The organism is Paludibaculum fermentans, assembly GCF_051172195.1.
GTDB lineage: Bacteria > Acidobacteriota > Terriglobia > Bryobacterales > Bryobacteraceae > Paludibaculum > Paludibaculum fermentans_A.
In genome coordinates, this window is the sequence record NZ_JBPJAQ010000007.1 from 26,285 (window position 1) to 49,056 (window position 22,772).

General features: G+C 62.1%; 19 protein-coding genes. 13 read left to right on the top strand and 6 right to left on the bottom strand.

Translation table 11 applies throughout. The annotated features are described in order from the left end of the window. Nucleotide 1: 1 nt before the first annotated feature. On the bottom strand, nucleotides 2-835 hold the full coding sequence (locus ACR9Y2_RS40050) for a glycosyltransferase family 2 protein (protein WP_435047523.1): 834 nt from the start codon (nucleotides 833-835) through the stop codon (nucleotides 2-4). Nucleotides 836-1,044: 209 nt separating this feature from the next. Here ACR9Y2_RS40050 and ACR9Y2_RS40055 point away from each other — a divergent pair, with 209 nt between their 5' ends. From ACR9Y2_RS40055 to ACR9Y2_RS40075, 5 genes are all read left to right on the top strand, one after another. Then, nucleotides 1,045-1,239 (top strand): helix-turn-helix domain-containing protein, encoded by a 195-nt coding sequence (locus ACR9Y2_RS40055; protein WP_435047524.1) that lies wholly within the window; start codon nucleotides 1,045-1,047, stop codon nucleotides 1,237-1,239. Next, nucleotides 1,236-2,033, top strand: a complete 798-nt coding sequence (locus ACR9Y2_RS40060; protein ID WP_435047525.1) for a ParA family protein — start codon at nucleotides 1,236-1,238, stop codon at nucleotides 2,031-2,033. Before ACR9Y2_RS40055 ends, ACR9Y2_RS40060 begins: the two co-directional genes overlap by 4 nt. Then, nucleotides 2,014-2,700, top strand: coding sequence for a hypothetical protein (locus ACR9Y2_RS40065; protein WP_435047526.1), 687 nt, complete (start codon nucleotides 2,014-2,016; stop codon nucleotides 2,698-2,700). The genes ACR9Y2_RS40060 and ACR9Y2_RS40065 overlap by 20 nt, the downstream gene beginning before the upstream one ends. 123 nt (nucleotides 2,701-2,823) lie before the next feature. After that, on the top strand, nucleotides 2,824-3,825 hold the full coding sequence (locus ACR9Y2_RS40070; protein WP_435047527.1) for a replication protein RepA: 1,002 nt from the start codon (nucleotides 2,824-2,826) through the stop codon (nucleotides 3,823-3,825). Between the two features lie 559 nt (nucleotides 3,826-4,384). After that, entirely contained in the window at nucleotides 4,385-5,533 is a 1,149-nt protein-coding gene (locus tag ACR9Y2_RS40075; RefSeq protein ID WP_435047528.1) for a DegT/DnrJ/EryC1/StrS family aminotransferase, read from the top strand. 10 nt (nucleotides 5,534-5,543) lie between these two features. On the opposite strand, the gene ACR9Y2_RS40080 is transcribed toward ACR9Y2_RS40075, so the two are convergent. After that, the gene (locus ACR9Y2_RS40080) at nucleotides 5,544-6,731 is read right to left on the bottom strand and encodes a VanZ family protein (protein WP_435047529.1); all 1,188 of its coding nucleotides are present in this window, start codon (nucleotides 6,729-6,731) and stop codon (nucleotides 5,544-5,546) included. Between the two features lie 136 nt (nucleotides 6,732-6,867). On the opposite strand from ACR9Y2_RS40080, the gene ACR9Y2_RS40085 reads away from it, so the two are divergent. From ACR9Y2_RS40085 to ACR9Y2_RS40100, 4 genes are all read left to right on the top strand, one after another. After that, nucleotides 6,868-7,596, top strand: a complete 729-nt coding sequence (locus ACR9Y2_RS40085) for a sugar phosphate nucleotidyltransferase (RefSeq protein WP_435047530.1) — start codon at nucleotides 6,868-6,870, stop codon at nucleotides 7,594-7,596. Next, nucleotides 7,593-8,135: a dTDP-4-dehydrorhamnose 3,5-epimerase family protein gene (locus tag ACR9Y2_RS40090; protein ID WP_435047531.1), complete on the top strand. Its 543-nt coding sequence runs from the start codon at nucleotides 7,593-7,595 to the stop codon at nucleotides 8,133-8,135. The genes ACR9Y2_RS40085 and ACR9Y2_RS40090 overlap by 4 nt, the downstream gene beginning before the upstream one ends. After that, a complete protein-coding gene (gene rfbB, locus ACR9Y2_RS40095; RefSeq protein WP_435047532.1) occupies nucleotides 8,132-9,142 on the top strand; it encodes a dTDP-glucose 4,6-dehydratase in 1,011 nt (336 codons plus the stop codon). The genes ACR9Y2_RS40090 and rfbB overlap by 4 nt, the downstream gene beginning before the upstream one ends. 183 nt (nucleotides 9,143-9,325) lie before the next feature. Beyond that, on the top strand, nucleotides 9,326-9,886 hold the full coding sequence (locus ACR9Y2_RS40100) for a recombinase family protein (RefSeq protein WP_435047533.1): 561 nt from the start codon (nucleotides 9,326-9,328) through the stop codon (nucleotides 9,884-9,886). Here the strand turns inward: ACR9Y2_RS40100 and ACR9Y2_RS40105 are convergent. Beyond that, a complete protein-coding gene (locus tag ACR9Y2_RS40105) occupies nucleotides 9,859-10,923 on the bottom strand; it encodes a glycosyltransferase (RefSeq protein WP_435047534.1) in 1,065 nt (354 codons plus the stop codon). The two genes, ACR9Y2_RS40100 and ACR9Y2_RS40105, sit on opposite strands and share 28 nt — an antisense overlap. Before the next feature lie 111 nt (nucleotides 10,924-11,034). Here ACR9Y2_RS40105 and ACR9Y2_RS40110 point away from each other — a divergent pair, with 111 nt between their 5' ends. From ACR9Y2_RS40110 to ACR9Y2_RS40125, 4 genes are read left to right on the top strand one after another with little or no spacing between them, the layout of a single operon-like run. Then, the gene (locus tag ACR9Y2_RS40110; RefSeq protein WP_435047535.1) at nucleotides 11,035-12,363 is read left to right on the top strand and encodes a glycosyltransferase; all 1,329 of its coding nucleotides are present in this window, start codon (nucleotides 11,035-11,037) and stop codon (nucleotides 12,361-12,363) included. A 5-nt stretch (nucleotides 12,364-12,368) separates the two neighbouring features. Then, nucleotides 12,369-13,550 carry a glycosyltransferase gene (locus tag ACR9Y2_RS40115; RefSeq protein ID WP_435047536.1) on the top strand — a complete coding sequence of 394 codons (1,182 nt, stop codon included), beginning with the start codon at nucleotides 12,369-12,371 and terminating at the stop codon, nucleotides 13,548-13,550. Nucleotides 13,551-13,557: 7 nt separating this feature from the next. Further along, on the top strand, nucleotides 13,558-14,439 hold the full coding sequence (locus ACR9Y2_RS40120; RefSeq protein WP_435047537.1) for an exosortase/archaeosortase family protein: 882 nt from the start codon (nucleotides 13,558-13,560) through the stop codon (nucleotides 14,437-14,439). Next, nucleotides 14,426-15,088: an exosortase C-terminal domain/associated protein EpsI gene (locus ACR9Y2_RS40125; protein ID WP_435047538.1), complete on the top strand. Its 663-nt coding sequence runs from the start codon at nucleotides 14,426-14,428 to the stop codon at nucleotides 15,086-15,088. The genes ACR9Y2_RS40120 and ACR9Y2_RS40125 overlap by 14 nt, the downstream gene beginning before the upstream one ends. A gap of 74 nt (nucleotides 15,089-15,162) precedes the next feature. Here the strand turns inward: ACR9Y2_RS40125 and ACR9Y2_RS40130 are convergent, their stop codons facing one another. The 3 genes from ACR9Y2_RS40130 to ACR9Y2_RS40140 form a co-directional block, all read right to left on the bottom strand. Beyond that, on the bottom strand, nucleotides 15,163-16,473 hold the full coding sequence (locus ACR9Y2_RS40130) for a nucleotide sugar dehydrogenase (protein ID WP_435047539.1): 1,311 nt from the start codon (nucleotides 16,471-16,473) through the stop codon (nucleotides 15,163-15,165). A gap of 111 nt (nucleotides 16,474-16,584) precedes the next feature. Continuing rightward, complete coding sequence (locus ACR9Y2_RS40135; protein WP_435047540.1) at nucleotides 16,585-21,000, bottom strand: Ig domain-containing protein; 4,416 nt, start codon at nucleotides 20,998-21,000, stop codon at nucleotides 16,585-16,587. After that, on the bottom strand, nucleotides 21,000-22,544 hold the full coding sequence (locus tag ACR9Y2_RS40140; protein WP_435047541.1) for a LamG-like jellyroll fold domain-containing protein: 1,545 nt from the start codon (nucleotides 22,542-22,544) through the stop codon (nucleotides 21,000-21,002). Before ACR9Y2_RS40140 ends, ACR9Y2_RS40135 begins: the two co-directional genes overlap by 1 nt. Between the last annotated feature and the right edge of the window lie 228 nt (nucleotides 22,545-22,772).

Genomic DNA, 22,772 nt, shown 5'->3' on the forward strand with positions numbered 1-22,772 from the left:
CCTACTTCGGCGAGAAAAGCGACTTCTTAGCTCGCGACAGGATCGAGAAACTCGCCTTGCGCAGCCCCAACGGCAGCCGCGCATAGGCGTAGTAGCTCCAGGCCATCGCCAGGGCCAGCGGATAACTGCGGTAGTGCGGCCCGTGGCGCTTCACAATCTGGACCGCTGACCACGTATTGCCGCGTTGCGCCTTGAAACTGCCGCCGCCTTCCCAGATCTGGTAGGCCAGGAAGTGCTCCTGGAAATTGTGCAGCCGCCCCAGGCGGCCCAGCTTCAGGAACAGGTCCCAATCCTGGAACCCCGGCAGGGATTCGTCATAGAAACCTGACTGTTCGGCCGCCGCTCGCCGGAACAGCGTCGTGGAATGCACCATCGGATTGGCCAGCAGGGCCCGCCGCACAATGTCGGTATGCTCCTCCGGCCGTAGGTAGCGCAGCGTTTCCCTGCCCTCCAGGTCAATACAGACAGCGCCGCCGCCGCACGCCACATGGTCCGGATGCTCGTCCAGGAAACGGACCTGCCGCTCCAGTTTGTCTGGCACCCGCCAGAAGTCATCGTCGTCCAGAATGGCGACATACTCGCCTTGCGCCTGCCGTAGTCCGTAATTGTTCGCCTGCGCGATGTTGCCCGGCTGCAGGCGGCGGAAATAGCGTACCCGCGCATCCTTCGCCGCCCAACCCTCCATGATGCCGGCGATCTCCTCGTTGGGCCCATCGTGTACCACCAGCAGTTCCCAATCCGTAAATGTTTGAGCGCAAATGCTTTCAATCGCCCGGCTGATAAACTGCGGGCGGTTGAACGTGAGCATCAGTACGCTGACTCGAGGCACAGGCATCGCGACTATTATCCGCCGGAACAGCCATCCCGGCAGGGAGATCCATTCGCGCCGCTTCCCTGCCCTGCCTCCACACCGCATTTTGCCGGGGTGTGCCCAGAAAGTCGTGACTTGTGCGCAAATGGCTCAGTTTTGAAATTCTGTCATAGGTTTATGCTTGCGACGCCCGGAATCGCAATTTAACATGGGTGTAGCTAATGATACGGCGAGTGCGCGAACGAGCGGGGCTTTACCGCAGCAGTCAGGCAGCCAAGGCATTGGGGATCAGTGTGCGAACCCTCTACCGGTTGCTCGCGGCCGGCAAGATCCCCGAGCCGCTGCGCAACCCTGACAACGGCTACCGGATGTGGAGCGAATTTGACCTGGAAGAGCTCCGTACCGGACTGAAACGGTGGACAAGGTGAAAATCAAGCTAGTCATCGGGAATCAGAAGGGTGGCGTCGGCAAGACGACCACGGCCATCAACCTGGCCCGCTGTTTCGCCGACCGGGGGCTGCGGACCCTGCTCGTGGATACCGACCCGCAAGGCTCCGTGGCCGTCCTGCTCAAACTGCGGCCGGAGAACTACTTAGCCGATTTCGTGCTGAGCCAGTTGCGCCTGCAGGACTGCGTGGTCAACGTGTCGCCAAACCTCGACGTCATCTGCGGCAACCGCGAAACCACCACCATGGAGCAGCGCATCTTCGCCATGTATGGCCGCGAACATGTCTTCGACAACGTCTTCCGGCCTTACGAGAACGACTACGATGCGCTGGTCGTCGACGTCTCGCCCTCCATCTCCCTCACCCAGGCTTGTTCGCTCGTCCTGTGCCGCCATGTCGTGATTCCCATCTCGATGGATACATTGAGCGTTTCCGGCGCTGGCGCCACTATCTTCTCAGCCAAGACGATCGGTGATAGCGTGCGTGCACCCATTCAGATTCTGGGCTTGCTGCCAACCATCGTGAACCGCCGCTACGCGCTCACCGACGTGGTCATGAAGATGGTCACTCAGTTGAGCGAAACCTTCCAGTTGCCGGTACTTAGCGCCGTCCGTACGGACCAGAGCATCGGCAAGGCGGCGCGGGCCCACAGCATGCTGGTCGATTACGACCCCAAATCGAAAGCACTGGAAGACTATGACCTCGTGGCCGCCCAGATCATTGCCCTGCTCGATGGCTCGGTGAAAGCACAAACCGTTGAAAACATCGCGGTCTAGGAAGAGTTCGACCCTTTACGATCCCAGCGAGCTTGAGGAGCTGATCCACAATCCCGCCGTGGGCCGCGGCGTGGGTTCTCATCTCTTCCGGCCCGCTGCCCTGCCTGCCCCTGCGCCCCCTGCGCCTTCTCACCTGTCCACTGTGGTCAACTTCAACCTGACTACTGTGGACACGTTCAACCTGTCCCCAGTTCCCGCCGACGCCATTGCCTCCGCCGCTTCCCTGCTCCAGAGCTGCCGCTTCTGGCAAACCGAGGCCGGCGAGATGGTGCCGCGCGCCCGCATCCGCCTCATCCAGTCCATCGACGATGTCATGAGCGACGCCGAAAAGGTGGCCCATCAGGCGCTGTGCGCCCACACCACCCCCGCCCCCCAGGGCGACTACCTGTGCGAGATCGGCTATGAACTCCTCTGCCGCCAGACCGGACTTTCCCGCAAGACCGTCCAGCGTGTCGTGGATAAGCTCGTAGAAAAGGACCTCGTCGCCATCCAGCGGCCGGCTGACATCTATACCCGCCGCCCCACCCTCTACCGTGTCTTTTCTCCGGCCGAGGCATTGGCTCGCATGGTCCGGCGCAATCGCCTGTTTGTGGCCAAAATCGGTCCCGGTTTCGTCTACGCCCAACCGGCCGGGAATCTCCCCCAATCGGAGCGGCCGGAAACGTGACCATAGGCCCCAGGTTGAACCTGTCCACTATGGACAAGCTGAGCTTGACCCCTATGGACAGTTTAAACATGACTACAGTAGACAAGTTCAACATGACTACTGTAGTCATGTTCAGGAAATTCCATGGATAAAGTGAGCGATCTCCTTTCCGGACATCAACCTCTGGCCCGTGTCCGCCGTGGACGCGGCACACGCGACGCCAGCGCCCAGGCCATTCTGCCTGGTGTCGAGACAACACCGCTAGTGCGGCAGTTGATCGATTCTTCAGCCGATATCCAACAGCGCGAACCGCTGCTGTCGGAACTCTCCTATATGGCCCGTCACCTGGTACAGGTGACACTTCCACACCGCGATCCAGGCGATGTCCCGCTTTGGACCCGCACCAATGGCGACGTCACCCTGGTGATCGGCCGCACCAGCATTGATGAACACGGCAAGCCGGTCGGTTACCCCTACGGCACAATCCCCAGGCTCCTGCTGTATTGGATGACCCGCGAGGCAGTGCGCACCAAACGCCGCCAACTGGAACTGGGCCAGAACCTGGCTTCCTTCATGCGTTCCATCGGACTCAATCCGAACAGCGGGCGGGGTATTCGCGGCGATGCCCACCGGTTGCGCGACCAGATGATGCGCTTGTTCTCCTCGAGCATCGGATTTCAGTACACCCGTCATGTCCAGGGCATGGTGGGACAGCAGACCCAGGGGATGCTCATCGCCCCCCGCCGCGAGTTGTGGTGGGACCCGAAGGACGTCCGTCAAGGCATGCTTTGGCAGAGCTGGATCGAACTGGGCGAGGAGTTCTTCCAGGCCGTTACCACCTCTGTGATCCCCATCGACATGCGGGCCCTGAAGGCCATCAAGAACTCCCCCCTCGCCTTGGACCTGTATGGCTGGGCTACCTATAAGACCTACTCGCTGTACCGCAAAGGCCAGCCGCAGGTGATCACATACCAGGAGTTCATGAATCAGTTCGGAACCGACTACTCGGACCGCCGAAACTTCAAACGCAAGCTGATCGCAGCCCTGGATAAGGTGCGGCATGTCTATCCGGAGCTGAAGCTGGAGACCGTCACCGGCGGCCTCAAAATCTACCCCAGCCGGCCCGCCGTCGCTCCGCCGGAGTGATCCGCGCCCCCAGCGCAAACCTGCGGACAGGGCAGGGAACAGGTGAAATGGTACCCCCTGGCTTAACAGTGGTCATATTGAAAGTGACTATAGTGGTCACGTTGGACATGTCCAGCATGACCATAGTGGACAGGTTGAACCTGACCATAGTCCAATTTGGGCCTCCGAGGCCCTTGAACTGCCTGCCCGAGACCAAAGTTTTCCACAGAAGCCTGTGGAAAACGTCACTTTTCCACAGGTGAATTGGCACCCAGCCGGCGGGTGAATTGGCACCCCCTGACGGGTGAATTGGTACCACCCCCACGGGTGAATTGGCACCCCCTAGACAGGTGAAATGGCACCCCTTTGTCTATGCTTACTATCCTGTTTTCAGTTAGTTAGACAGCCACTAGTTCTATATACAGAGTATACGTATATATCTATAGCCGAACGCGGCTGTCTGTGAGAAACATCCTTCCGGACCAACACAACACACCCCGTACCGCGGTCCCTCTTCTTTTCACAAGTGGATCTGGCAAACAGCCCCCCGATGGAGCCTATGCTAGGTTGAAGGGGTTTTATGTCTGTCCCTAGCGCAGTAAGCTCTACCAGGCAGGTGCCGCTACTCGACCTGCATCCCCAGAACGGGCCGCTCCGGCAGGAAATCGAGGCAGCCGTAGCCCGTGTCTTCGATTCCCAGCGTTTCATTCTTGGCCCGGACCATGCCGAGTTCGAGCGCGAGATGGCCGCTCACCTGGGCATAGCCCACGCCATCGGCTGCGCCAACGGCAGTGACGCCATCCTGTTGGCCCTCATGGCCGCCGGTATCGGGCCGGGCGACGAGGTCGCGGTCCCATCCTTTACTTTTTTTGCGACCGCCGGTTCAGTCTCTCGTACCGGGGCTACTCCCGTTTTCGTCGACATCCAGCCGGACTCCTTCAACCTCGACCCGGCCGCCCTGGAGGAGGCCGCCCGCAGCCATCCGAAGCTGAAGGCTGTGATCCCCGTGCACCTCTTCGGAGGCTCGGCCGACATGGATCCCATTCTGGATGTGGCTGCCCGCCACGGCTGGACCGTCATTGAAGATGCAGCCCAATCCATTGGAGCCACTTACCGCGGCCGGCCGTGTATGAGCCTGGGTGCCATGGGTACGCTGAGCTTTTTTCCCAGCAAGAACCTGGGCGCTTTCGGCGACGCCGGCATGGTGGTCACCACGGATAAGGCTCTGGCTGACGTGCTGTCGGCGCTGCGCGTCCACGGCTCCCGCGAAAAGTACCGTCACGAGTGGATTGGCTTCAATTCGCGCATGGATACCCTGCAGGCGGCCATCCTGCGGGTAAAACTGCCCCATCTGAACGGCTGGACCGAGGCGCGGCAGCGGAACGCGGCCCGCTATCAGCAGCTACTCGCACCGGCAGGCTTGCCCATCAGCGTGCCCCAGGCCGCCGATTGGCAGACTTACCACGCCTGGAATCAGTTTGTGATCCGCACCCAGCGCCGCGATGAGCTCAAGGCGTTCCTGGCGTCTCAGGGGGTAGGAACCGAAATTTACTACCCGATCCCACTGCACCGCCAACCCTGCTATCTGTCACTCGGCTACGCCGAAGGGGCATTGCCGGAGAGCGAGCGGGCCTGCCGCGAAGTCCTGGCCCTGCCCATTCACTCCGGCCTGCTGGATGGCGATATCGAGTATGTCTGCGACTGCCTGGTCCGGTTCTTTGCAGCCTGAAGGCAACGCGTCAGCGGAAAGTGGATGCGCGGGCCGTCGAATGGTCCCGCGGCAAGCTGGTGATGCGGTAGCGGCGGTCCACCAGCGCCAGCAGGGCAGCCGCCAGCAGAACAATCGCCGGATCGGTGAACCCGGGCGCTCGCCGGGGCAGCCAGCATTGCGCGGCCTCCACCGCCGTCACGATGGACACAACCAGGACGGCCGCCGTGGAACGTCGCCGTCCGGTATGGGTGAGCAACCAGAATGCCGCGCCATAGATCCAGGTCTTATGCAGCAGCACCCCAACCGACACCATCCAGTTGCTGGTGATCATGTCGAGGAAGGGAACCCACTGGAAATCGTTGGGCGCCTGCAGCAGGCGGTAAGGGCGCAGGCCGTCCAGCACGATCCACAGCAGCCAACCGCAGGTTAATACCGGACCCTGCCTCGCCAGCAGGCCGGGCCATGCTGTCAGCAGCCCGACGGCTATGACGGACCCCGCGACGGCGGACCAGGTGAAGGTGTGGCCCGGCATGACCAACTGCAGCGGGTAGAGGACGAATAACAGGCCCCAGAGCCACCAGCCGCGCATTCTCGCGCCGGCAATGGAGACCATCAGCTCTCCGGCCAGCAGCCAGGGCAGGGCACCGGCCACCATCTCCAGCGGTGACCAGGCGCTGCCCCTGAGCAGAAGGCGGATCTTTGGCAGGATAGCCAGGGGAAAGATGCGTTCCGGCCAGGCCAGCGAGGCGCCCCACAGTAATAGCAGCAGCAGCGCCGAGGATAGGTGAATCGAGTGGCGGCGGCGCCACTGGATGTGACGGGACTCCAGCACGGATTCGAAAACGGAGGCCAGAATCAGCCCGGCTGCCGTACTACAGGCATTACAGAGCAGGTCCGGAGTGCTGGGCATGCGCGGCGGAAAGTAGTGCTGCAGGGTCTCGACGCAGAAGGAGAGTGTCGTGCCGGCCAGCAGGGGAACCGTCCATCGAGCGGTGCGGGAACGCCAGCCGGGCCACAGGAATCCGGTAAATCCGATTGGGATGTAGATGACCAGATTGACAAGGATGTCACGCAGCATCGACCGTTCCAGGCGGGCCGGCCAGGCCGAAAGGACATCCATCGCCGCACTGGTGAGGTCGGGACCGGAATGAAAGTGCCAAGGGTAGAGCGAGCCGCCCAGCAGGAGAATAGCGAAGACGGCGCAAAGGATTAGCATCAGGGAGTTTGGCTTCAGTGTAGCGGGCTTTGCGGCCATGGCCGGAGCGTCCCATTACCGTCCTGGAACCATAGTCTGGCGGAACCTACGCTATCATGGCTAAACCTGTGGTTTTCCACTGTCTATCGGAGTCAATATGAAGGGCATTATCCTGGCGGGCGGCAAGGGCAGCCGGCTGTTCCCGCTGACGAAGATCACGAATAAGCACCTGTTGCCGATCTACGACCGGCCCATGATCTACTACCCCATCCAGACTCTTGTCGATGCGGGTATCCGGGACATCCTCATCGTAACGGGCGGCAACTACGCTGGTGATTTTCTACAACTGCTGGGTACCGGGCACCAGCTCGGGCTGGCGAACCTGAACTACACATACCAGGAAGGCGAAGGCGGCATCGCCGACGCACTGCGCCTGGCCGAGCACTTCGCCGATGGCGAAAACGTGTGTGTGATCCTGGGCGACAACATCATCGAGACGAACATCCGTGAAGCCGTACAGGAGTTCGATAAGCAGGCCGTCGGGGCCAAGATCCTGTTGAAAGAAGTCACTGATCCGGAACGTTTCGGTGTCGCCGAGATCCTGAATGGCTTTGTCGTGAATATCGTGGAGAAGCCGAAGGACCCGAAGTCGAACTACGCCGTGACGGGCATCTACATGTACGATGCAACGGTCTTCGACAAGATCAAGACCCTGGAGCCGTCACAGCGCGGCGAACTGGAGATCACCGACGTCAATAATGCCTATATCCGGGAGCGCAGCCTCAGCTACGCCTTCCTGGATGGATGGTGGACCGACGCCGGTACCTTCGACTCGCTGCTCCGCGCCTCCCATCTGGTCTCTGAAAGCAGGAAGAAGCCCGCATGAGCGCTGTGCCTGAAATTCGCACACCCGAGAGCCCCGCGGGCATCGGGCACGTGATCACCTCGCCCGAATCCAAGAATCTGATCAGCGGCGTCCAGGTGCTGCCGTTTTCGCTATGGCCGGATGATCGCGGTTACTTTCTGGAAGTCGCCCGCCTGGGGCAGGGATTGGTGAAAGATTATCCCTTCGAAACCACCCAGGTCAGCGCCGCGCTCACCTATCCGGGCGCGATCAAGGCTTTCCATTTTCATCTCCATCAGACGGACGTCTGGGCCGTCGTTCAGGGCATGTTCCAGGTGGCGCTGGTCGACCTGCGTCCCGATTCGCCCACCTTCGGCGTCAAGAATACGCTGTATGTCGGCCAGATGCGGCCCTGGCAGATTCTCATTCCACCCGGCGTCGGCCACGGCTACAAAGTGATCGGCACCGTGCCGGCCATGCTGGTGTATCTCACTAACCGCCTCTATGACCCGGCCGACGAAGGGCGCATCGCCTACAACGATCCCGGAATTCACTACGACTGGGAGCTACAGCACAAATGAGACTGCTCATCACTGGCGGAGCCGGCTTCATCGGCTCGGCTTTCGTGCGCCTGGCCCTCCAGGAAAACTGGGTCGGCCGGCTCGTCAACCTGGATAAACTCACGTACGCCGGCAACCTCGAAAACCTCTCTTCCGTCGAGAACGATCCGCGCTACCGCTTTGTGCAGGGCGACATCTGCGATACCGCCCAGGTGATTGCGCTGATCGAGGAAGAGAAGCCGGACGCCATTGTTCACTTCGCCGCCGAATCGCACGTAGACCGCTCCATCCTGGGGCCGGCCGCCTTCGTCGAAACGAACGTGAAAGGGACCTTCTCCATGCTGGAGGCGGCCCGCGCCACGCGCCTGGCCCGCTTCCTGCACGTCTCCACCGATGAAGTGTACGGCTCCATCGACGAGCCTCATGACGCCGACGAAGAGTATCCGCTGAAGGCTTCCAGCCCTTATTCGGCCTCCAAGGCCGGCTCTGACCTGCTGGCGCTCTCCTACTACACGACCTTCAAAATGGCCGTGACGGTGACCCGCGCCTCGAACAACTACGGCCCTTTCCAGTTCCCGGAAAAGCTCATCCCGCTGATGATCTCCAACGCGCTGGAAGGCAAGCCGCTGCCCATCTACGGCGACGGCATGCAGGTACGCGACTGGCTGTTCGTCGACGACCATTGCCGGGCGATCTGGGCCGCGCTCACCAAGGGCGCGGCCGGACAGATCTACAACGTGGGCGGCTCCCGAGCCCTGCCCAACCGCGCCGTCGTCGAGATGATCCTTGAGGCCGTCGGCCAGCCGAGCAGCCTCATGACCACCGTAGCCGACCGCCCGGGCCACGACCGGCGCTATGCCATCACGACGGAGAAGCTCGAGAAGGCGACCGGCTGGAAAGCCCTGGTGCCGTTCGAGCAAGGCCTGGCCGAAACGATCCAGTGGTACCGCGACAACACAGCCTGGATCGCCCGCGTCCGTTCGGGCGACTATCAGGCCTATTACACGAAGAACTACCAGAGCCGCTAAACAGCGGAATCGGGGCAGGGAAGCCGCCTGCCCGGCGTGGTGTCAAAAACGGTCGTTTTTGAGACAGTCCCAATCCAGCCGGCCATTTTCTCCGGCTCGGCTGGGTGGGTGTCCCAAAAGCCGTCTTATAATCAGAGTTTCAAAACTATGCGATGAGTATGAGTTTTGGGACGGAATGACACCATGCGTATCGGCTATGCCCGCGTCTCCACTTCCGATCAGAATCTCGATCTGCAACGCGATGCCCTGGACAAGGCGGGCTGTGAACGGCTCTTTCACGACACGGCCAGCGGAGCGAAGGACGACCGGCGCGGTCTGGCCGAAGCGCTGGCCTATGCCCGGGCAGGTGACACGCTGGTGGTGTGGAAGCTCGACCGCCTGGGCCGCTCGCTGAAACACCTGGTGGAGACCGTCACCGCGCTGCAGGAGCGTCAGGTGGGCCTGCAAAGCCTGCACGAGCAGTTGGATACCACCACCAGCGGCGGCAAGCTGGTGTTTCACGTCTTTGCCGCGCTGGCCGAGTTTGAACGGGACCTGATCCGCGACCGCACCCGTGCGGGCCTGGAAGCGGCCCGGGCTCGCGGGCGCAGCGGCGGCCGGCCGCGGAAACTGACAGAACGGCAGACGGCCATGGCGCGAAGCATGCTGGCCCAGCCTTCGGCCCAGGTGGCCGAAGTATGCCGCGCCTTGCGCGTCTCGCGTTCGACCCTCTACCGCTATCTGGCCGCGAACAGCCGCAAATAGTCGGCGTTCATCCGCTCCAGGGTGAAGTTCTGCTGGAAATGCAGCCGGGCTACCTGGCCGGCCCGTTCGCGCAGTGCGGGGTCGCGGGCATAGCGCAGGTAGGCCTGGGCCAAGGCTGCGGCGTCGCCGATGGGTACAATCGCCGAACCTTCGCCCGGCGCGGCCACTTCGGGCATGCCGCCGGCGGCGGTGACAACCGTGGGTAGTCCCGCTGCCATTGCTTCCAGTTGGGCGACGGGCACGCCCTCGCTGCGCGAACTCAGGGTGAAGAGGGAAGCGCCGGCGAGAAAAGGCCGGACATCGGTCTGCTGGCCCCAGAAGGTAACTGCATCACCCAGTCCGAGAGTTTTGGCATGGGCTTTGGAGGGTTCGAGCAGTGGCCCATCGCCCACCACCCACAGCCGGGCCTCGGGGCACTCGGGCCGCATCTGGTGGAAGGCGTCCAACAGCGTGAGAGGATCCTTGGGTGCGGCCATGCGGCCCACCTGCAGCAGGACGAAGCCGCCTGTGCCGGGCGGCGGCTGGATCCCGCTGAGATCGACGGGATCCGTACCGTTGTAGATGGTAATAATGCGGCTGGCGTCGGCAAACGGAGCGGCGACCAGGTTACGGCGGGCAGCGTCGCAGACAGCCACCACTTTCCGGCAAAGCCGGCCGGCCAGCGCGTACTTGGCGTCATCGACACGACTGGCGGAGCGGCCCATGTTGTGGCGGGTGCTGACGACGCACCGGATGCCCGCCCAACGGGCGGCCAGGGTACCCAGCAGCGTCGGCGCCACGTTGTGGCAGTGAACGGCCTCAATACCCAGGGCAGGGAAGGCGCGGGCCAGCGATCGGATGCGGTCGCGTTTGCCTCCCCCGTTGTGGCTGTGGACCGGGATGCCGGCCGCGAGAAAGGCGGGCTCCATCACCCCGGTGCCGAAGAGATAGTGAACAGAAGGCTCGTGGCCCTGGCTTTTCTGGAGTTTGGAAAGCCGCAACACCAGCATTTCGGCGCCGCCAATGTCCAGGGTTCCAACGATGTGAGCGATGCGCATTTCGACGTCTGAAGGGTGTATGGTAACAAAGTGCGCGCCGCGTCCCCGGGACCGGCCGTGCTAGACTTTTCAACGGTTCGGCGCGCCTGGCGCCGCTCTTCACCCTTCCTGATGAATCGACGCCACATCCTCCTGATCAGCTACCTGTTTCCACCAGCCGGAGGTGTCGGCGTACAACGGGCGCTGGCTTATGCCCGCTACCTGCCGGAGTGCGGTTGCCGGGTGACGGTGCTGTCGGCGGCCAACCCCTCGACACCGGTTCTGGATCCGTCGCTGGCCAGCCGTATCCCGCGCGAAGTGCGCGTAGTGCGGACGTTTACGCCCGAGGTCCCCTATCGTTGGCGCGATGCGATCTGGAAGCGCCTATCCCGCGGCAAGCGTCCGGGCACGCAGGCTACCGCCCCGCCGCAGGCAGCGGCCAAGCCCGCCGGGCGCGGTCTGCTGGGCCGATTGGTGGACCTGCTGGCCACTCCAGACCCGCAGAAGGTGTGGGCGCCGTGGGCCCTGCGCCGCGCCACCCGCCTGATCCGTGACAGCGACATCGGCACGGTGCTGATCAACGTCCCGCCCTTCTCCAGCCTGGCGGTGGCGGCCGAGTTGCGCCGCCGCTTTCCTGATCTGTTGATTTTGTGCGACTACCGCGACGAGTTCCTGAGTTACTACCTGCCGCGCCTGGACGAAGTGGGCTCCGCTGCGCGCTATCAGCAGGGCGCTGAACTTGAGCGCGGGGCGGTGCATGCCGCCAATTTTGTTTCCACCGTGACGGAGCCGTGGCGCCAGGCGATCCGGAACCGGCACCCCGACCAGCCGGATTCCAAGTTCCTGTGCGTGCCGAACGGCTATGATCCGGCCGCTTTCGCCGGCTTCCAGTCCCGCCCCAGCGGAGGCGAAGCTTTGCGCATTGTTTACGTTGGCACGGTCTATACCAACCCGGTCTATTCACCCAAAGTGTTCCTGGATGCCGTGGAGGGCCTGCCCGCGGCTGAGCGCGACCGGCTTCGGCTGCGTTTTGTCGGCCGCATCGCCCGCGATGCCGAACCGTGGTTTGAGGGCCGTCCGTTCCAGATGGAGCGCTGCGGTTTCCTGCCCCAGGTGGAAGCTTTTAAGAAACTCGAGGACGCTGACTGTCTGCTGCTGATCGTTGGCGACGAGAACGCCCACTCCGGCAAACTGTTCGAGTATCTGGCCACGGGTAAACCGATTCTGGCTCTGGCGCCCAAGGGCAGCCAGGTGCGGCAACTGATGGAGCAGACCCGCGCCGGTTGGTGTGCCGATGCCGGCAGCACGGAGGAGATCCAGGCGCTGCTGCGGCTGATGCTGGAACGGAAGCAGCAGAACCAAGGACTGGTAGAGCGCGACGAAGAGCTCATCCGGTCGTATGAACGGCCACGCCAGGTGCGGCGCCTGCTGGAATTGGCCGGAATCGTCGAAAAGGCTTAAGGCCGATGCGGATCGCGCTCATTACACCTCTATTTCCCCTGCCGCAGGAGCCTTACCGGGGCAAGCCGGTGCTGGAAACCGCATTCGCGCTGAGTGCCCACGCCGAGCTGCACGCGTTTTGCCCCATCTCCCGCTATCCGCCCCTGAAGTTCCTGCAGCCCAAGACCTTTGAGGCCAAACTGCCTGGCCCGGACTACAACCCGCGGGGCATCCCCACCATCTACCGGGCCTATTCGACGCTGCCCGTGATCGGCCGGTTGTGGAACGGTTGGAGCAGCCGCCGCTCGGTAGCGGCCGAGGTACGGGCCTGGAACCCGGACGTGATCCTCTCCTACTGGCTTTATCCCGAAGCTTTTGGCGCCGTGCAGTTGGGGCGCCAGTTGGGCAAGCCTGTCGTGGTGGGGTCGCGCGGGTCTGACCTGCTGCGGATCAAGGACGGCTGGACGCGGGCCCGCGTGGCCTGGACCGTGCGTCACGCCGACGGAGTGCTGACGGTGAGCTCCGAGCTGGCTGCGATCGCCCGCGGCCTGGGCGCGGCGCCGGAGCGTGTGCATATGGTGACCAACGGCTGCGATACGGCCCTGTTCACGCCGTCCGAGCAGGCGGCCGCACGGACCCGCCTGGGACTTCCCGCGAATGCGCGTATCGTATTGTATGTAGGTCACTTATTGGCCACTAAGGGGGTGCTGGACCTGGCTGAGGCGGCAGCCCGCCTGAGCGCCTCTCAGCCCGACCTGCTGCTGGTCTATGTCGGAGAAGGGCCGGATGCGGGACTGTTGCGCCAGCGTCTGGAATCGCTCGGCTTGACGGCGCGTACACGCCTGGCCGGGCCGGCCGCGCCCGCCGGCGTGGCGGAGTGGTTGGCGGCGTCCGATGTCCTGAGCCTGCCCAGCTATTCGGAAGGCTGCCCGAATGTGGTGCTCGAGGCGCTGAGTTGCGGCCGTCCGGTCGTGGCTTCCACAGTGGGTGCAATTCCCGATCTCATCGATCAGGATTCCGGGATTCTTGTGCCGCCGGGTGATCCGGTGAAGCTGGGCACGGCCCTGGAGGAGAGCTTGCGGCGCAGCTGGGATGCCGGTCAGATTGCCTCCAGGCACCGGCGGAGCTGGGCGGATGTGGCCCGTGAAACCCTGCAAGTTTGTGAAATAGCGCTAAGTAGCTCGCCTAGAAGCCCTGTGGCATACTAAACCATATATGCAGGATGCCCCGGAGGCGCAGTCGCCACGTGTTGCAGGAATTTGGTGGCCAGTCCTCTGGTTTGGTCTTCTGATCGGACTCATCTACTTCCACGTCTTGTATCAGATGGTGGTGGAGTGGGGCACCATGGAAGAGATGGGGCACGGCTTTTTTGTGCCCGCCATGGTCGGCTATGTCGTCTGGCAGCGCCGGGAGGCGTTGCAGAAAGTGCCCCTGGCACCGCACTGGTCGGGCTGGGTTCTGGTGGTTCTCTCCTTTGTGGCCCTCGTCGCGGGCCAGTTGGGCGCCGAGTTCTTCGTGATGCGTGTTGGCTTCCTGATGGCGCTGGTCGGCGTGCTGCTCGCCTTCTGTGGATGGCCCATGGTGAAGGAACTGGCCTTCCCGCTGCTGCTGCTGCCCTTCATGATCCGCATTCCCCTGTTTGTCTACAGCCAGATCACGCTGCCGCTGCAGTTGCTTTCCAGCTCGCTGGCGGAGAGCGGCCTCAGCCTGATTGGCATCCCGGTATTCCGCGACGGCAACGTGCTGGAGCTGGCCAGCCAGAAGCTTTCGGTGGTGGAGGCTTGCAGCGGCATCCGGTCGCTGTTATCGCTGGGCTTCCTGTCGCTGATCTACGGCTATCTGGTGGAAAGCCGCACATGGCTGCGAGTGGCGTTGTTCATCCTGACCATTCCTATCGCGATTTCGGCCAATGCTTCGCGTATTGTCATGACCGGAATTCTCAGTGAATGGAATCGGGACTACGCCGAGGGCATCTATCACATCATGGAAGGCTGGGTGGTGTTTGTAGTGGCCATGGTCGCACTCGTCTTCACGCACCGCCTGATTCTGATGGCGCTTTCTATCCGGTCGAGGAGGCATTCGCATGTCCCTGCCTAAATTCTTTTCGGCGTCGCGATTTCGCTGGATGACCCTGCTGCTGGGGCTTCAGGCTGTCGCCTATTACGCTTATCCCAAAGGGGAAGCCATCCCGCACTTCGACCCTCTCAGCCGGCTCTCATCGCAGATTGGCTCCTGGCGCATGGTGCAGGATGTGCCGATTGAACCGGAAGTCCAGGCGCTGTTGAAGGCTGATGATGCGATCAACCGCGTCTACATCGATGCGGCCGCCAACTCCTCCGCCAGCCTGTACGTAGCCTTCTTCAAGACACAGTCTACGGGCATTTCGCCGCATTCACCAAAAGTCTGCCTGCCCGGATCAGGTTGGACGCCCCGCGATTCGAGCCGCATGGCGGTCCAGGTGCCGGGCGAAGACAGCCCCATCACCGTAAACCGCTATATCATCCAGCGCGGCGAGGCCAGCAGCGTGGTGTTGTACTGGTATCAGACGCCGCACCGCGTCGTGGCCGACGAGTACGCGGCCAAGTTCTATACAGTGATCGATTCGTTACGCTTCCACCGCACCGACACATCGCTGGTGCGAGTCATCTGCAATGTGGACAGCCGCGGCGAACAGGCGGCGCAGGATGAAGCGGTCCGCTTCACCCAGAAGATCTTTCCGACGCTGCGCCAATTGCTGCCGTCCTAAGCATCACACCCGGAAAATGAAACAGGCCCGTACCGAACGCTCGGTACGGGCCTGTTTGCAGTGTGGAATAAGCCTTACAGCCGGAAGATCTTCGGATCGGAGAACGCCTTCAGGGCATTGCGTGTGTCCACGATCAGCACAGCATCCCGCACCGTGCCGGAGTAGTCGACGCACTTGTGATCGGTGATGATCACCACACAGTCGGCGGCGGCGACGGACGCTTCCATGGGTTGGCTCTCATAGCGGTGGCCCTCCACCTGGATGGACGGGATGTAGGGATCGGAGTAGCTCACCACGGCGCCGCGGCGGGACAACAGGTGCATGATGTCCAACGCGGGCGATTCGCGCACATCGTCGATGTCGCGCTTATACGCCACGCCCAGCACATGAACCTTCGAACCCTTCAGCGGCTTGCAGTGTTCGTTCAGTGCGTTCTGCACCTTGTCCACCACGAAGTGCGGCATGGAGCCGTTGATATAGCCGGCCAGCTCGATGAATCGCGCCTCGATGCCGGCCTGTTTGGTCTTCCACGACAGGTAGAAGGGATCGATGGGAATACAATGGCCGCCCAAACCCGGGCCGGGGTAGAACGGCATGAAGCCGAAGGGCTTCGTAGCGGCGGCGTCGATCACTTCCCAGACGTTGATATTGATGCGGTCGCACATCAGCGCCAGTTCGTTCACCAGGCCGATGTTGATCATGCGGAAGGTGTTTTCCAGCAGTTTCACCATCTCGGCGACGCGTGTCGAACTCACCGGCACGACGGTTTCCAGTGCCTGCTGGTAGAGGGCCGCGCCCGCCTGGGTGCAGGCCGGCGTAATGCCGCCCACCACCTTGGGGATGTTCCTGGTCTGAAAGTTCGGGTTGCCGGGATCCACGCGTTCCGGCGAGAAGCAGAGAAATACCTCTTCGCCCACCTTCACGCCTTTGGCTTCGATCATCGGCTGAATGAGCTCGTCCGTGGTGCCGGGATAGGTCGTGGATTCGAGAATCAACAGCAGTCCGGGATGGGCGTGTTCGGCGATCGCCTGCGAGGCGGCGACCACGAAGCTCATGTCCGGGTCCTTGGTTTTACGCAACGGTGTCGGGACCGCGATGTTGATGGTATCCAGCTCGCGCACCGCCGCAAAATCGGTGGTTGCCTTCAACAGGCCGCTTTTCACCAGATGCGCCACTTCCTCGGTGGGCACATCCTGAATGTAGCTGACACCTTCATTGATCAGCCGGACCTTTTCCTCCGAGACATCGATACCCGTGACATGGAATCCAGCTTTGCCGAACTCAACCGCTAGCGGCAGGCCGACATATCCCAATCCCACGACACCGACATGGGCAGTCTTGGTCCGAATCTTCTCAATCAGGGCGTCCAAGTGGTTGTTAGACATAGGGGTGTTTCAGAGCTCTACAATTACCTCAACTAGCATAGCGTGAGTTTTCCGTCTGATCCTTAATGCGCGGGCGGAATGGCGCAATAAACCACCCCGCCCGCCGCGGCCTCAGGGAGCCACGAAGTACCGGATGGAACCAGCGGGTGTTCCTTTGCCGCCCGTCCACTGCCAGCGGTACTGGTAAAGTGCTCCGCTGGACAGCCCGCTCAGCACTACCTTGCACTTTTCAGCGCAATCCTCCGAGATTGTACTGGTGAGCCCCTGGATGCCGTACTGGACCATCGCCTGCCGCGCACCCACTCGCGCAGGAGGCGACAGGTTGATGGTGATGGACGATGCGCCTGCCTGCACGGGCCTCGTCCGGAACGACAGGCTTTGCGTCAGTCCGGCGTTGCCGCAATAGGCCGAGACGCGGTATGGCGTGTCCGGCTGCAGTCCGCTCAGCAGGACAGAGCGCCGGCTGTAGCCCGAGGCGGACGAGGCCGAAGCCTGGATCGCCGCTCCGTTCAGTGCGTTTACCTCACAGCCTTGTTCTCGATTAAGCCCTGTATAGCCGAAGGCAATCACGGCACTCGAGCTGCCGGTCATGGCCGATGCCGTCATCAGTGGCACAACGCCATGCACCAGCAATTGATACTGCCGGCTGGCGCTGAACTGCCCGGCGTCCACCACCCGGATGGCCAGGTCGCAGACACCGCTGGCCTGCGGTTTGCCGTGGATTCGCCCTCCCTGGTCGAGGTTGAGGCCCAGGCCGCCCAGGCACTCCCCCCCGCTGGTTACGGACCACTGCAGCGGCAGCGTGCCGCCTGAAACCGCCAGCAGTTGCTCGTAGCTTTGATTCTCCTGGCCGTCAGCCAGCGAGGCCGTTGTGATCTGCACGGTCTGGACCGGAGCCTGGACCTTGATTGTCAGGTCCGCTTCCTCCGTTTTCGCCGTGGCATCCTGCACCCGCAGACGGAAAGGGAACAGGCCGGCCTGTCCTGGCGTGCCCGTGATAGCTCCATTCGCCTGGAGACTGAAGCCGGCCGGAAGAGTTCCGGATACGACAGACCACTGGTAAGGAGGAGTCCCGCTCACCGCCGTCAGGGTAGCCGTGTAGGCGGTATTCTGCACGGCGTCGGGCAAGGACGAGGTGAAGATGTGCGGTTGGGCCGGGTCCAGCCCGAACTGGAAACTGATCGTCCCGGCTGAATCGGCCACCAGGCTCTGGCCGAGCGTGCCGGTGGTGGTAATGGTGATGGTCGAACTGCCGGTGATCGCTTTATACGTAACACCCGGAGTCAACCCGATGATGACGTGGTCTCTCTGGTTGATCGTGGCCAGTGTGTAGGTCATGGGCAACGTTTCGCTGGCGAATGCCACCAGCGCGTCCGTGCCGATCTCCATGGCCGTTCCATTGGTGGATGGCAGCAGGGCGGCGCTGTGCAGCGCGCCCAGATCACCGCTGGGATCCAGGATGGTGTAGAAGACATCGTCGGTGTGGTCGTTGGCGGCCGGCCGCACTTCCAGCCGGTCGCAGGCGTTGTAACTGGTCTTCTGGTCGCTCTTGATGCAATCCACCTGGTTTACCTGCAACCCGTCAGGCTGCAGGAACGTGATGGCGCCGATATCGCCGCCCAGCAGGGTGTTGGACACGGTGAACTGCTTACCGCCCGGTACGTCGGCTACAGAGCCGCCCTTGGGCACGATCCAGTTAATGAACCGGTCGTCGGCATCGAACCGCACCTTGCTCACGTCCCGCACCACGGCCACGCCGGAGGGCCGCAGAAGCACAGCCTCCCGTTTCCACGACAGCACGTGATTCTTGTGGTCCGTCGTCGGAGCCACCTGTGTAGCCGAGTAGGTGTAGTAGCACTCCAGGTTCTCCGCCTTCCAGTAGCTGAAGGAAGTGCGATCCACTTTGTGCGTCAACCGCGGTCGCGAGTCGTCCCTGACACTGGTGACGGAGGCCTCATAAGAAGGGATCCTTGTCCGGTCTGTCAGATCCGGATTCGTGCCTCGCACTGCTCCGGCAATACACCAGTTCTGGTAATACTGCCCTCCTCCCAGTGTCGTGGCGCTGGCCCACAATCCGTTATAGAAACGGTTGTACTTGGCAATGCCCTGGTTGCTGTAGGCGTTGGTGTTGTGGAGGTCGTCTATGGCGGCCTTGGAGTTTGTCCTGGCCACAGCGCCATCCGCTGTCATAACCAGCCTCTTTGCGCCGCCCCGCCTGATCGTGATCTCTCCCAGTTTCATCTTCTGCTTGCCCTGGGCCGCATAGTCGACAAAGATGTTGCCCTGCAGGGTCAGGTAGACCGCATTGGGATCATTCCAGGCGGTTCGCGAAATGGCGAAATCGCCGCTATATCCGTAGTAAGTGAGCGCAGTTGGCGTCCATGCGGACTCGTTCCAATCGTGCTCCAGGACGAAATCCCAGCCAGGCACGGAACGCACGCCGGCCTGATAGGCGTTTGTATAGCCAGGCAGGATGCCGGAAGCAGCCGCGGCCTTCACATTGGCTAGCGTTTCGCGGTGGAACCTGGAGAATCTCGGTGCGCTTTCGTGGCCGACGGCGTTGGCCCAGGCCGCAATGGCGAGTGTGGCTTCAGCCGAGACGCGGGTGTCCTGCGAGGTCTGTACCCCGCCCAGCGTGGAGACATAACCGTAGTCGTCCCCCTGCACCCCGTCCGGTGCCACAGTCCCAATCATGTACTGGAGTGTGCCGTTCAGCCAGGCGAAATTGTAGGGTGCGGCGCGCCAGTCCACACCGGCCTTGTACTTGGCTAAAGCGGCCCGGTAGAGATGGCCGAGCTCCGTGTTGCCATAATCACGCAAACCCTGCGGGTAGCCGCCATTGGACAGCCAGATGTTGTAATAGCTCGTCATGGCCCTGGTGCGGTCCTCGATCCAGTCGCGGAGCCATTGAGGAAGTGCTGATCCCATCGCAACATCCGCGAGAATGAACCCAGTGATCGTAGAGGTGTAGTAGTTGTGCATTGGATGGACGAGGTTGGGATAGATGGCTCCGTCCGTTGCAACCCAGAATGTCTCCACCATCTTGTCCACGACAGCCTGCTTTTCGGCGGAGTTCAGCAGCGGCGCCAGCCAGTCGTAGCCGGTTGCCAGCAACGGCAACAGGTTTCTGAGATGGTAACCGGCGTCAGGCGATTGGCGAGGGGCGTCATAGGAGCATTCGCCCTGCAGGGCCGGTGCTGTGCGCCCATCCGGATAGGTCACGGTCAGGGGTTTGGTTAAGGCCGCGATCTTCCACGTGTCATTGGCGATGGTGCACCCGCGAACACCGCTCACCCTGAACAGGTCGCCGATGCGGATCCCGTTGATCGTCTGGGCGTTGAGCTTAAGTCTCGTCAGGTCTCCAGCGAAGGCGGTCAGGGACGGAATCGTCCCGTTCGCCAGCGCTGAACTGTCGTAGCTGATCTTCAGGCTGGTGCCCGCGGAGCCCGCGGCAGCCGTCCAGGTTCCATTGAGGACATCGTAGGGAGCGGCCAAACCCCAGACCCGGACGTTCTGCCCAACTGTGAACGCAGCGCCCGACACGGTCAATGTGGTCGCAGTCCCGGCCGTCACGGCCGTCACTGCAAAGGCCTCCTCGATGGGAGCTGAATATGCGCCCAGCGGGATCGTTGTGGTGGTGGTGAGGCCGGACGTGTTCACCGGGATCATCAGCACTGCGTTCAAAGTGCCTGCCGCGGCCGTCCAAACTCCGTTCAGTACATCGTAGGGGGCCTGTAAGCCCCACACTCGCACCTGCTGCCCCACGCGATAGGCTGAGCCGGATATCGTATTCAGCCGCGTCGTTGCACCCTTCACAATCTGGCCGATTGAGAAGGGCCTGCCGACTGCGTTACAGCCGCTCTCCCCATCGGTCCCAATGAGAAAATCCAATGCCGTGGGGGTGTAGGTCCCAGCGGCTGCTGTCGTGGGAAACGTGAATGAAGATCCGCTCACAGTGACGGCTCTTTGGCGCGTATCGAGCAGCGCGTTCCCCGTGCCTGTTACAGCGATGGTGAAGAACACCCCGGGTGCATTATTCACACCATGGGCCGACGCCACTGTCGCCGTTCCGTTGCTGACCACAATATTGGCTACGGGCATGGACCGCGCCATCCAGGCGGTGGGCCTGGAAACGCTCATCAGAATGTCTTTCGCCTTGGCGCCGTAGGCCGCCGCGCGGGCCTGGTCCGTAAAACCGGGGTTGCCCGCCGTCGCCAGGTAGCACGCCGCCAGCGGCAGGATGGTGTTGTTCAGGTCGCCGCCTTCATATCCACCCTTGATCTGTGTCGAGCCGTAGGGAAATGGGCCATTCGAATTGAACTCCGAGTAGTTGGAGTCAGCCATGTTTGGCGCCAGATTCTGGACAATCCGGGGATAGAATGCGTCACAGTCGGCCTTGAGGGCCTTCCAGCGAGCCGAATTGGCGGCCGCTTCTGCCTGCAAAACCGCTTTGTCACCAGCAGTTACAAGGAGATTCTGGGCCACGGCCGGAAACGCCAGCAGCAGCCCCACGAGGATCGGTTTCATTAGCGGTCACTCTCCATGTACAAATGGGCAAGGCGGAGGTTCTTGGAAACGGCTTCAGTGGTGCGGCTTGCGACCAGGAAGTGCACGTTGTAATTGGTCCCGGCGACAACACCAGGGTAGTTACCTGTAGCCGAGCACACCTGGGCGCCGTCGACATACCACCGTACAGTTGAGTTGGCGTCGTCGAATGCTACCGCGAACAGGTGCCATGCGGAGTCCGCCGCGATGCCGGAATCCATGCTCCCCGGAGTGCCTGTATTGTTGTCGCGATAGCACTTCCACGTGGTGTCGGAGGCGGCATCGTAACGAAAGCCGGCATGGCGGCTGGTGGCGATAGGCAACGCCGTTGCTCCGGCGCCGTTGTCACTGGTGATCCCGATAAATGCGCGCACTCCCGTTGTCTCCAGCATGCGGGTCCTGGCCTCCAGGCGCAGGTTCCGGCCGGTCCGCCAAATAGCGCTGCCAGTTACCTCGGCCCGGCTGTCGACAGATGCGGTCGAAGCCAGGTTCAAGGCGGTCTCATCGGCATCCGATGCCGGCAGCGAGGCAGATCCGGTTCCCTGTGTTGTTAGAGCATCTCCGATGCCCGGCAACGCGGTGCCACTACCAGTGTATTGGAACAGTGCAAACCGTTTTGCGGAGGGCTTTTGGAGTCCTCCCGGGCTGCCCGTTGCGCCGCTGAGATCCACATTGGCGCCGTTCTGCCGGGCCCTGACTTTTCCGGTTCCGGAGTTGTACCACAGGTCGCCGTTGACCGGCACGGACGGGTCTCCAGCCAGGGTTCCGACGTTGAGTCCGGCGGTGGCTGCACTGGGTGTGAATAGCTGTTTCTGTCCAGCCGAAAACGTATTGGATTCAGTAACTTTGGCCACGCCGGTAAGATCGGCCACAGTCTTCCATGTGTCAGTCTGGCCGCAGTAATAGAACTGGCCTGAGATGATATCGACATAAGAATCGCGGCCAGGGGTACACGGCCCGGCAGCTGCTCCGCTGCCGACCATGTACTGCGGTACCACCGCATCATCGACGGTAAGCACGGAATCGACGATGCCAATGCCCGGCCCGGCCTGCCAGAGTCCAGCCGCCTGCGGCGTCCAGCTTTGCAGGGCGTCGTTCCACCCCAGCACGGAGCCGTCATCAGGGGGTGTTTCGCTAACCGGGCGTCCCTGCAACCGGATCACCCGGTTATCCGCGCCCGTCCCTGTCATGTCCCCCCCCAGGCTGCACCAGTGCGGCGCATTGCCGTCATGGCACAACACCTGGCCCGTGGCGCCGTTCGCCGGCATGCCCACAATCTGCCATTGCCCCTGCGTATCGCAGTAATACAACGCCCGGCCGGATTCACCGTCCTGGCGCAGAAATATCTCGCCCGCGCTGCACTGCGAGCCGAGATTCATCCCCGAACGAACGGGGAAGGTTTTTACCGCATTCCGCCAATCCACTGATTTCGACTGGGTCCGCAGATCCACAGCCGTTTGCCCAAACATTGCCGGTGCCAGGGACCATAGCAGTCCGCAAGCCGCGGCTCGACCCCATTTCCGCATGGGTGTCCTCCACGAATCAAAGTCGCGAAAGGCCGGCGTCCGGCTCGTCTTTCGCCGCGGCTGTGGTAACAGACAGATGTACGGCTACTCGCTAAGGTGCTGAAAGTAATGGGGAACAATGCTGTGACCGCATAAGTTCTCATCGGCGGGACGGGGCGAAAACGCGGCGGCTTGGGAGATTGTGCCCCGTCCCGGTGATGAGAACGTTCGATGAACTCAAACCGCGGG

What these genes read in the sequence shown, in the direction of transcription:
- ACR9Y2_RS40130 (WP_435047539.1), bottom strand. Translation starts at nt 16,473, where the DNA reads ATGTCTAACAACCACTTGGACGCCCTGATTGAGAAGATTCGGACCAAG.
- ACR9Y2_RS40140 (WP_435047541.1), bottom strand. Translation starts at nt 22,544, where the DNA reads ATGCGGAAATGGGGTCGAGCCGCGGCTTGCGGACTGCTATGGTCCCTG.
- ACR9Y2_RS40050 (WP_435047523.1), bottom strand. Translation starts at nt 835, where the DNA reads ATGCCTGTGCCTCGAGTCAGCGTACTGATGCTCACGTTCAACCGCCCG.
- ACR9Y2_RS40125 (WP_435047538.1), top strand. Translation starts at nt 14,426, where the DNA reads ATGTCCCTGCCTAAATTCTTTTCGGCGTCGCGATTTCGCTGGATGACC.
- ACR9Y2_RS40075 (WP_435047528.1), top strand. Translation starts at nt 4,385, where the DNA reads ATGTCTGTCCCTAGCGCAGTAAGCTCTACCAGGCAGGTGCCGCTACTC.
- ACR9Y2_RS40090 (WP_435047531.1), top strand. Translation starts at nt 7,593, where the DNA reads ATGAGCGCTGTGCCTGAAATTCGCACACCCGAGAGCCCCGCGGGCATC.
- ACR9Y2_RS40110 (WP_435047535.1), top strand. Translation starts at nt 11,035, where the DNA reads ATGAATCGACGCCACATCCTCCTGATCAGCTACCTGTTTCCACCAGCC.
- ACR9Y2_RS40115 (WP_435047536.1), top strand. Translation starts at nt 12,369, where the DNA reads ATGCGGATCGCGCTCATTACACCTCTATTTCCCCTGCCGCAGGAGCCT.
- ACR9Y2_RS40105 (WP_435047534.1), bottom strand. Translation starts at nt 10,923, where the DNA reads ATGCGCATCGCTCACATCGTTGGAACCCTGGACATTGGCGGCGCCGAA.
- ACR9Y2_RS40100 (WP_435047533.1), top strand. Translation starts at nt 9,326, where the DNA reads ATGCGTATCGGCTATGCCCGCGTCTCCACTTCCGATCAGAATCTCGAT.
- ACR9Y2_RS40085 (WP_435047530.1), top strand. Translation starts at nt 6,868, where the DNA reads ATGAAGGGCATTATCCTGGCGGGCGGCAAGGGCAGCCGGCTGTTCCCG.
- rfbB (WP_435047532.1), top strand. Translation starts at nt 8,132, where the DNA reads ATGAGACTGCTCATCACTGGCGGAGCCGGCTTCATCGGCTCGGCTTTC.
- ACR9Y2_RS40120 (WP_435047537.1), top strand. Translation starts at nt 13,558, where the DNA reads ATGCAGGATGCCCCGGAGGCGCAGTCGCCACGTGTTGCAGGAATTTGG.
- ACR9Y2_RS40135 (WP_435047540.1), bottom strand. Translation starts at nt 21,000, where the DNA reads ATGAAACCGATCCTCGTGGGGCTGCTGCTGGCGTTTCCGGCCGTGGCC.
- ACR9Y2_RS40070 (WP_435047527.1), top strand. Translation starts at nt 2,824, where the DNA reads ATGGATAAAGTGAGCGATCTCCTTTCCGGACATCAACCTCTGGCCCGT.
- ACR9Y2_RS40080 (WP_435047529.1), bottom strand. Translation starts at nt 6,731, where the DNA reads ATGCTAATCCTTTGCGCCGTCTTCGCTATTCTCCTGCTGGGCGGCTCG.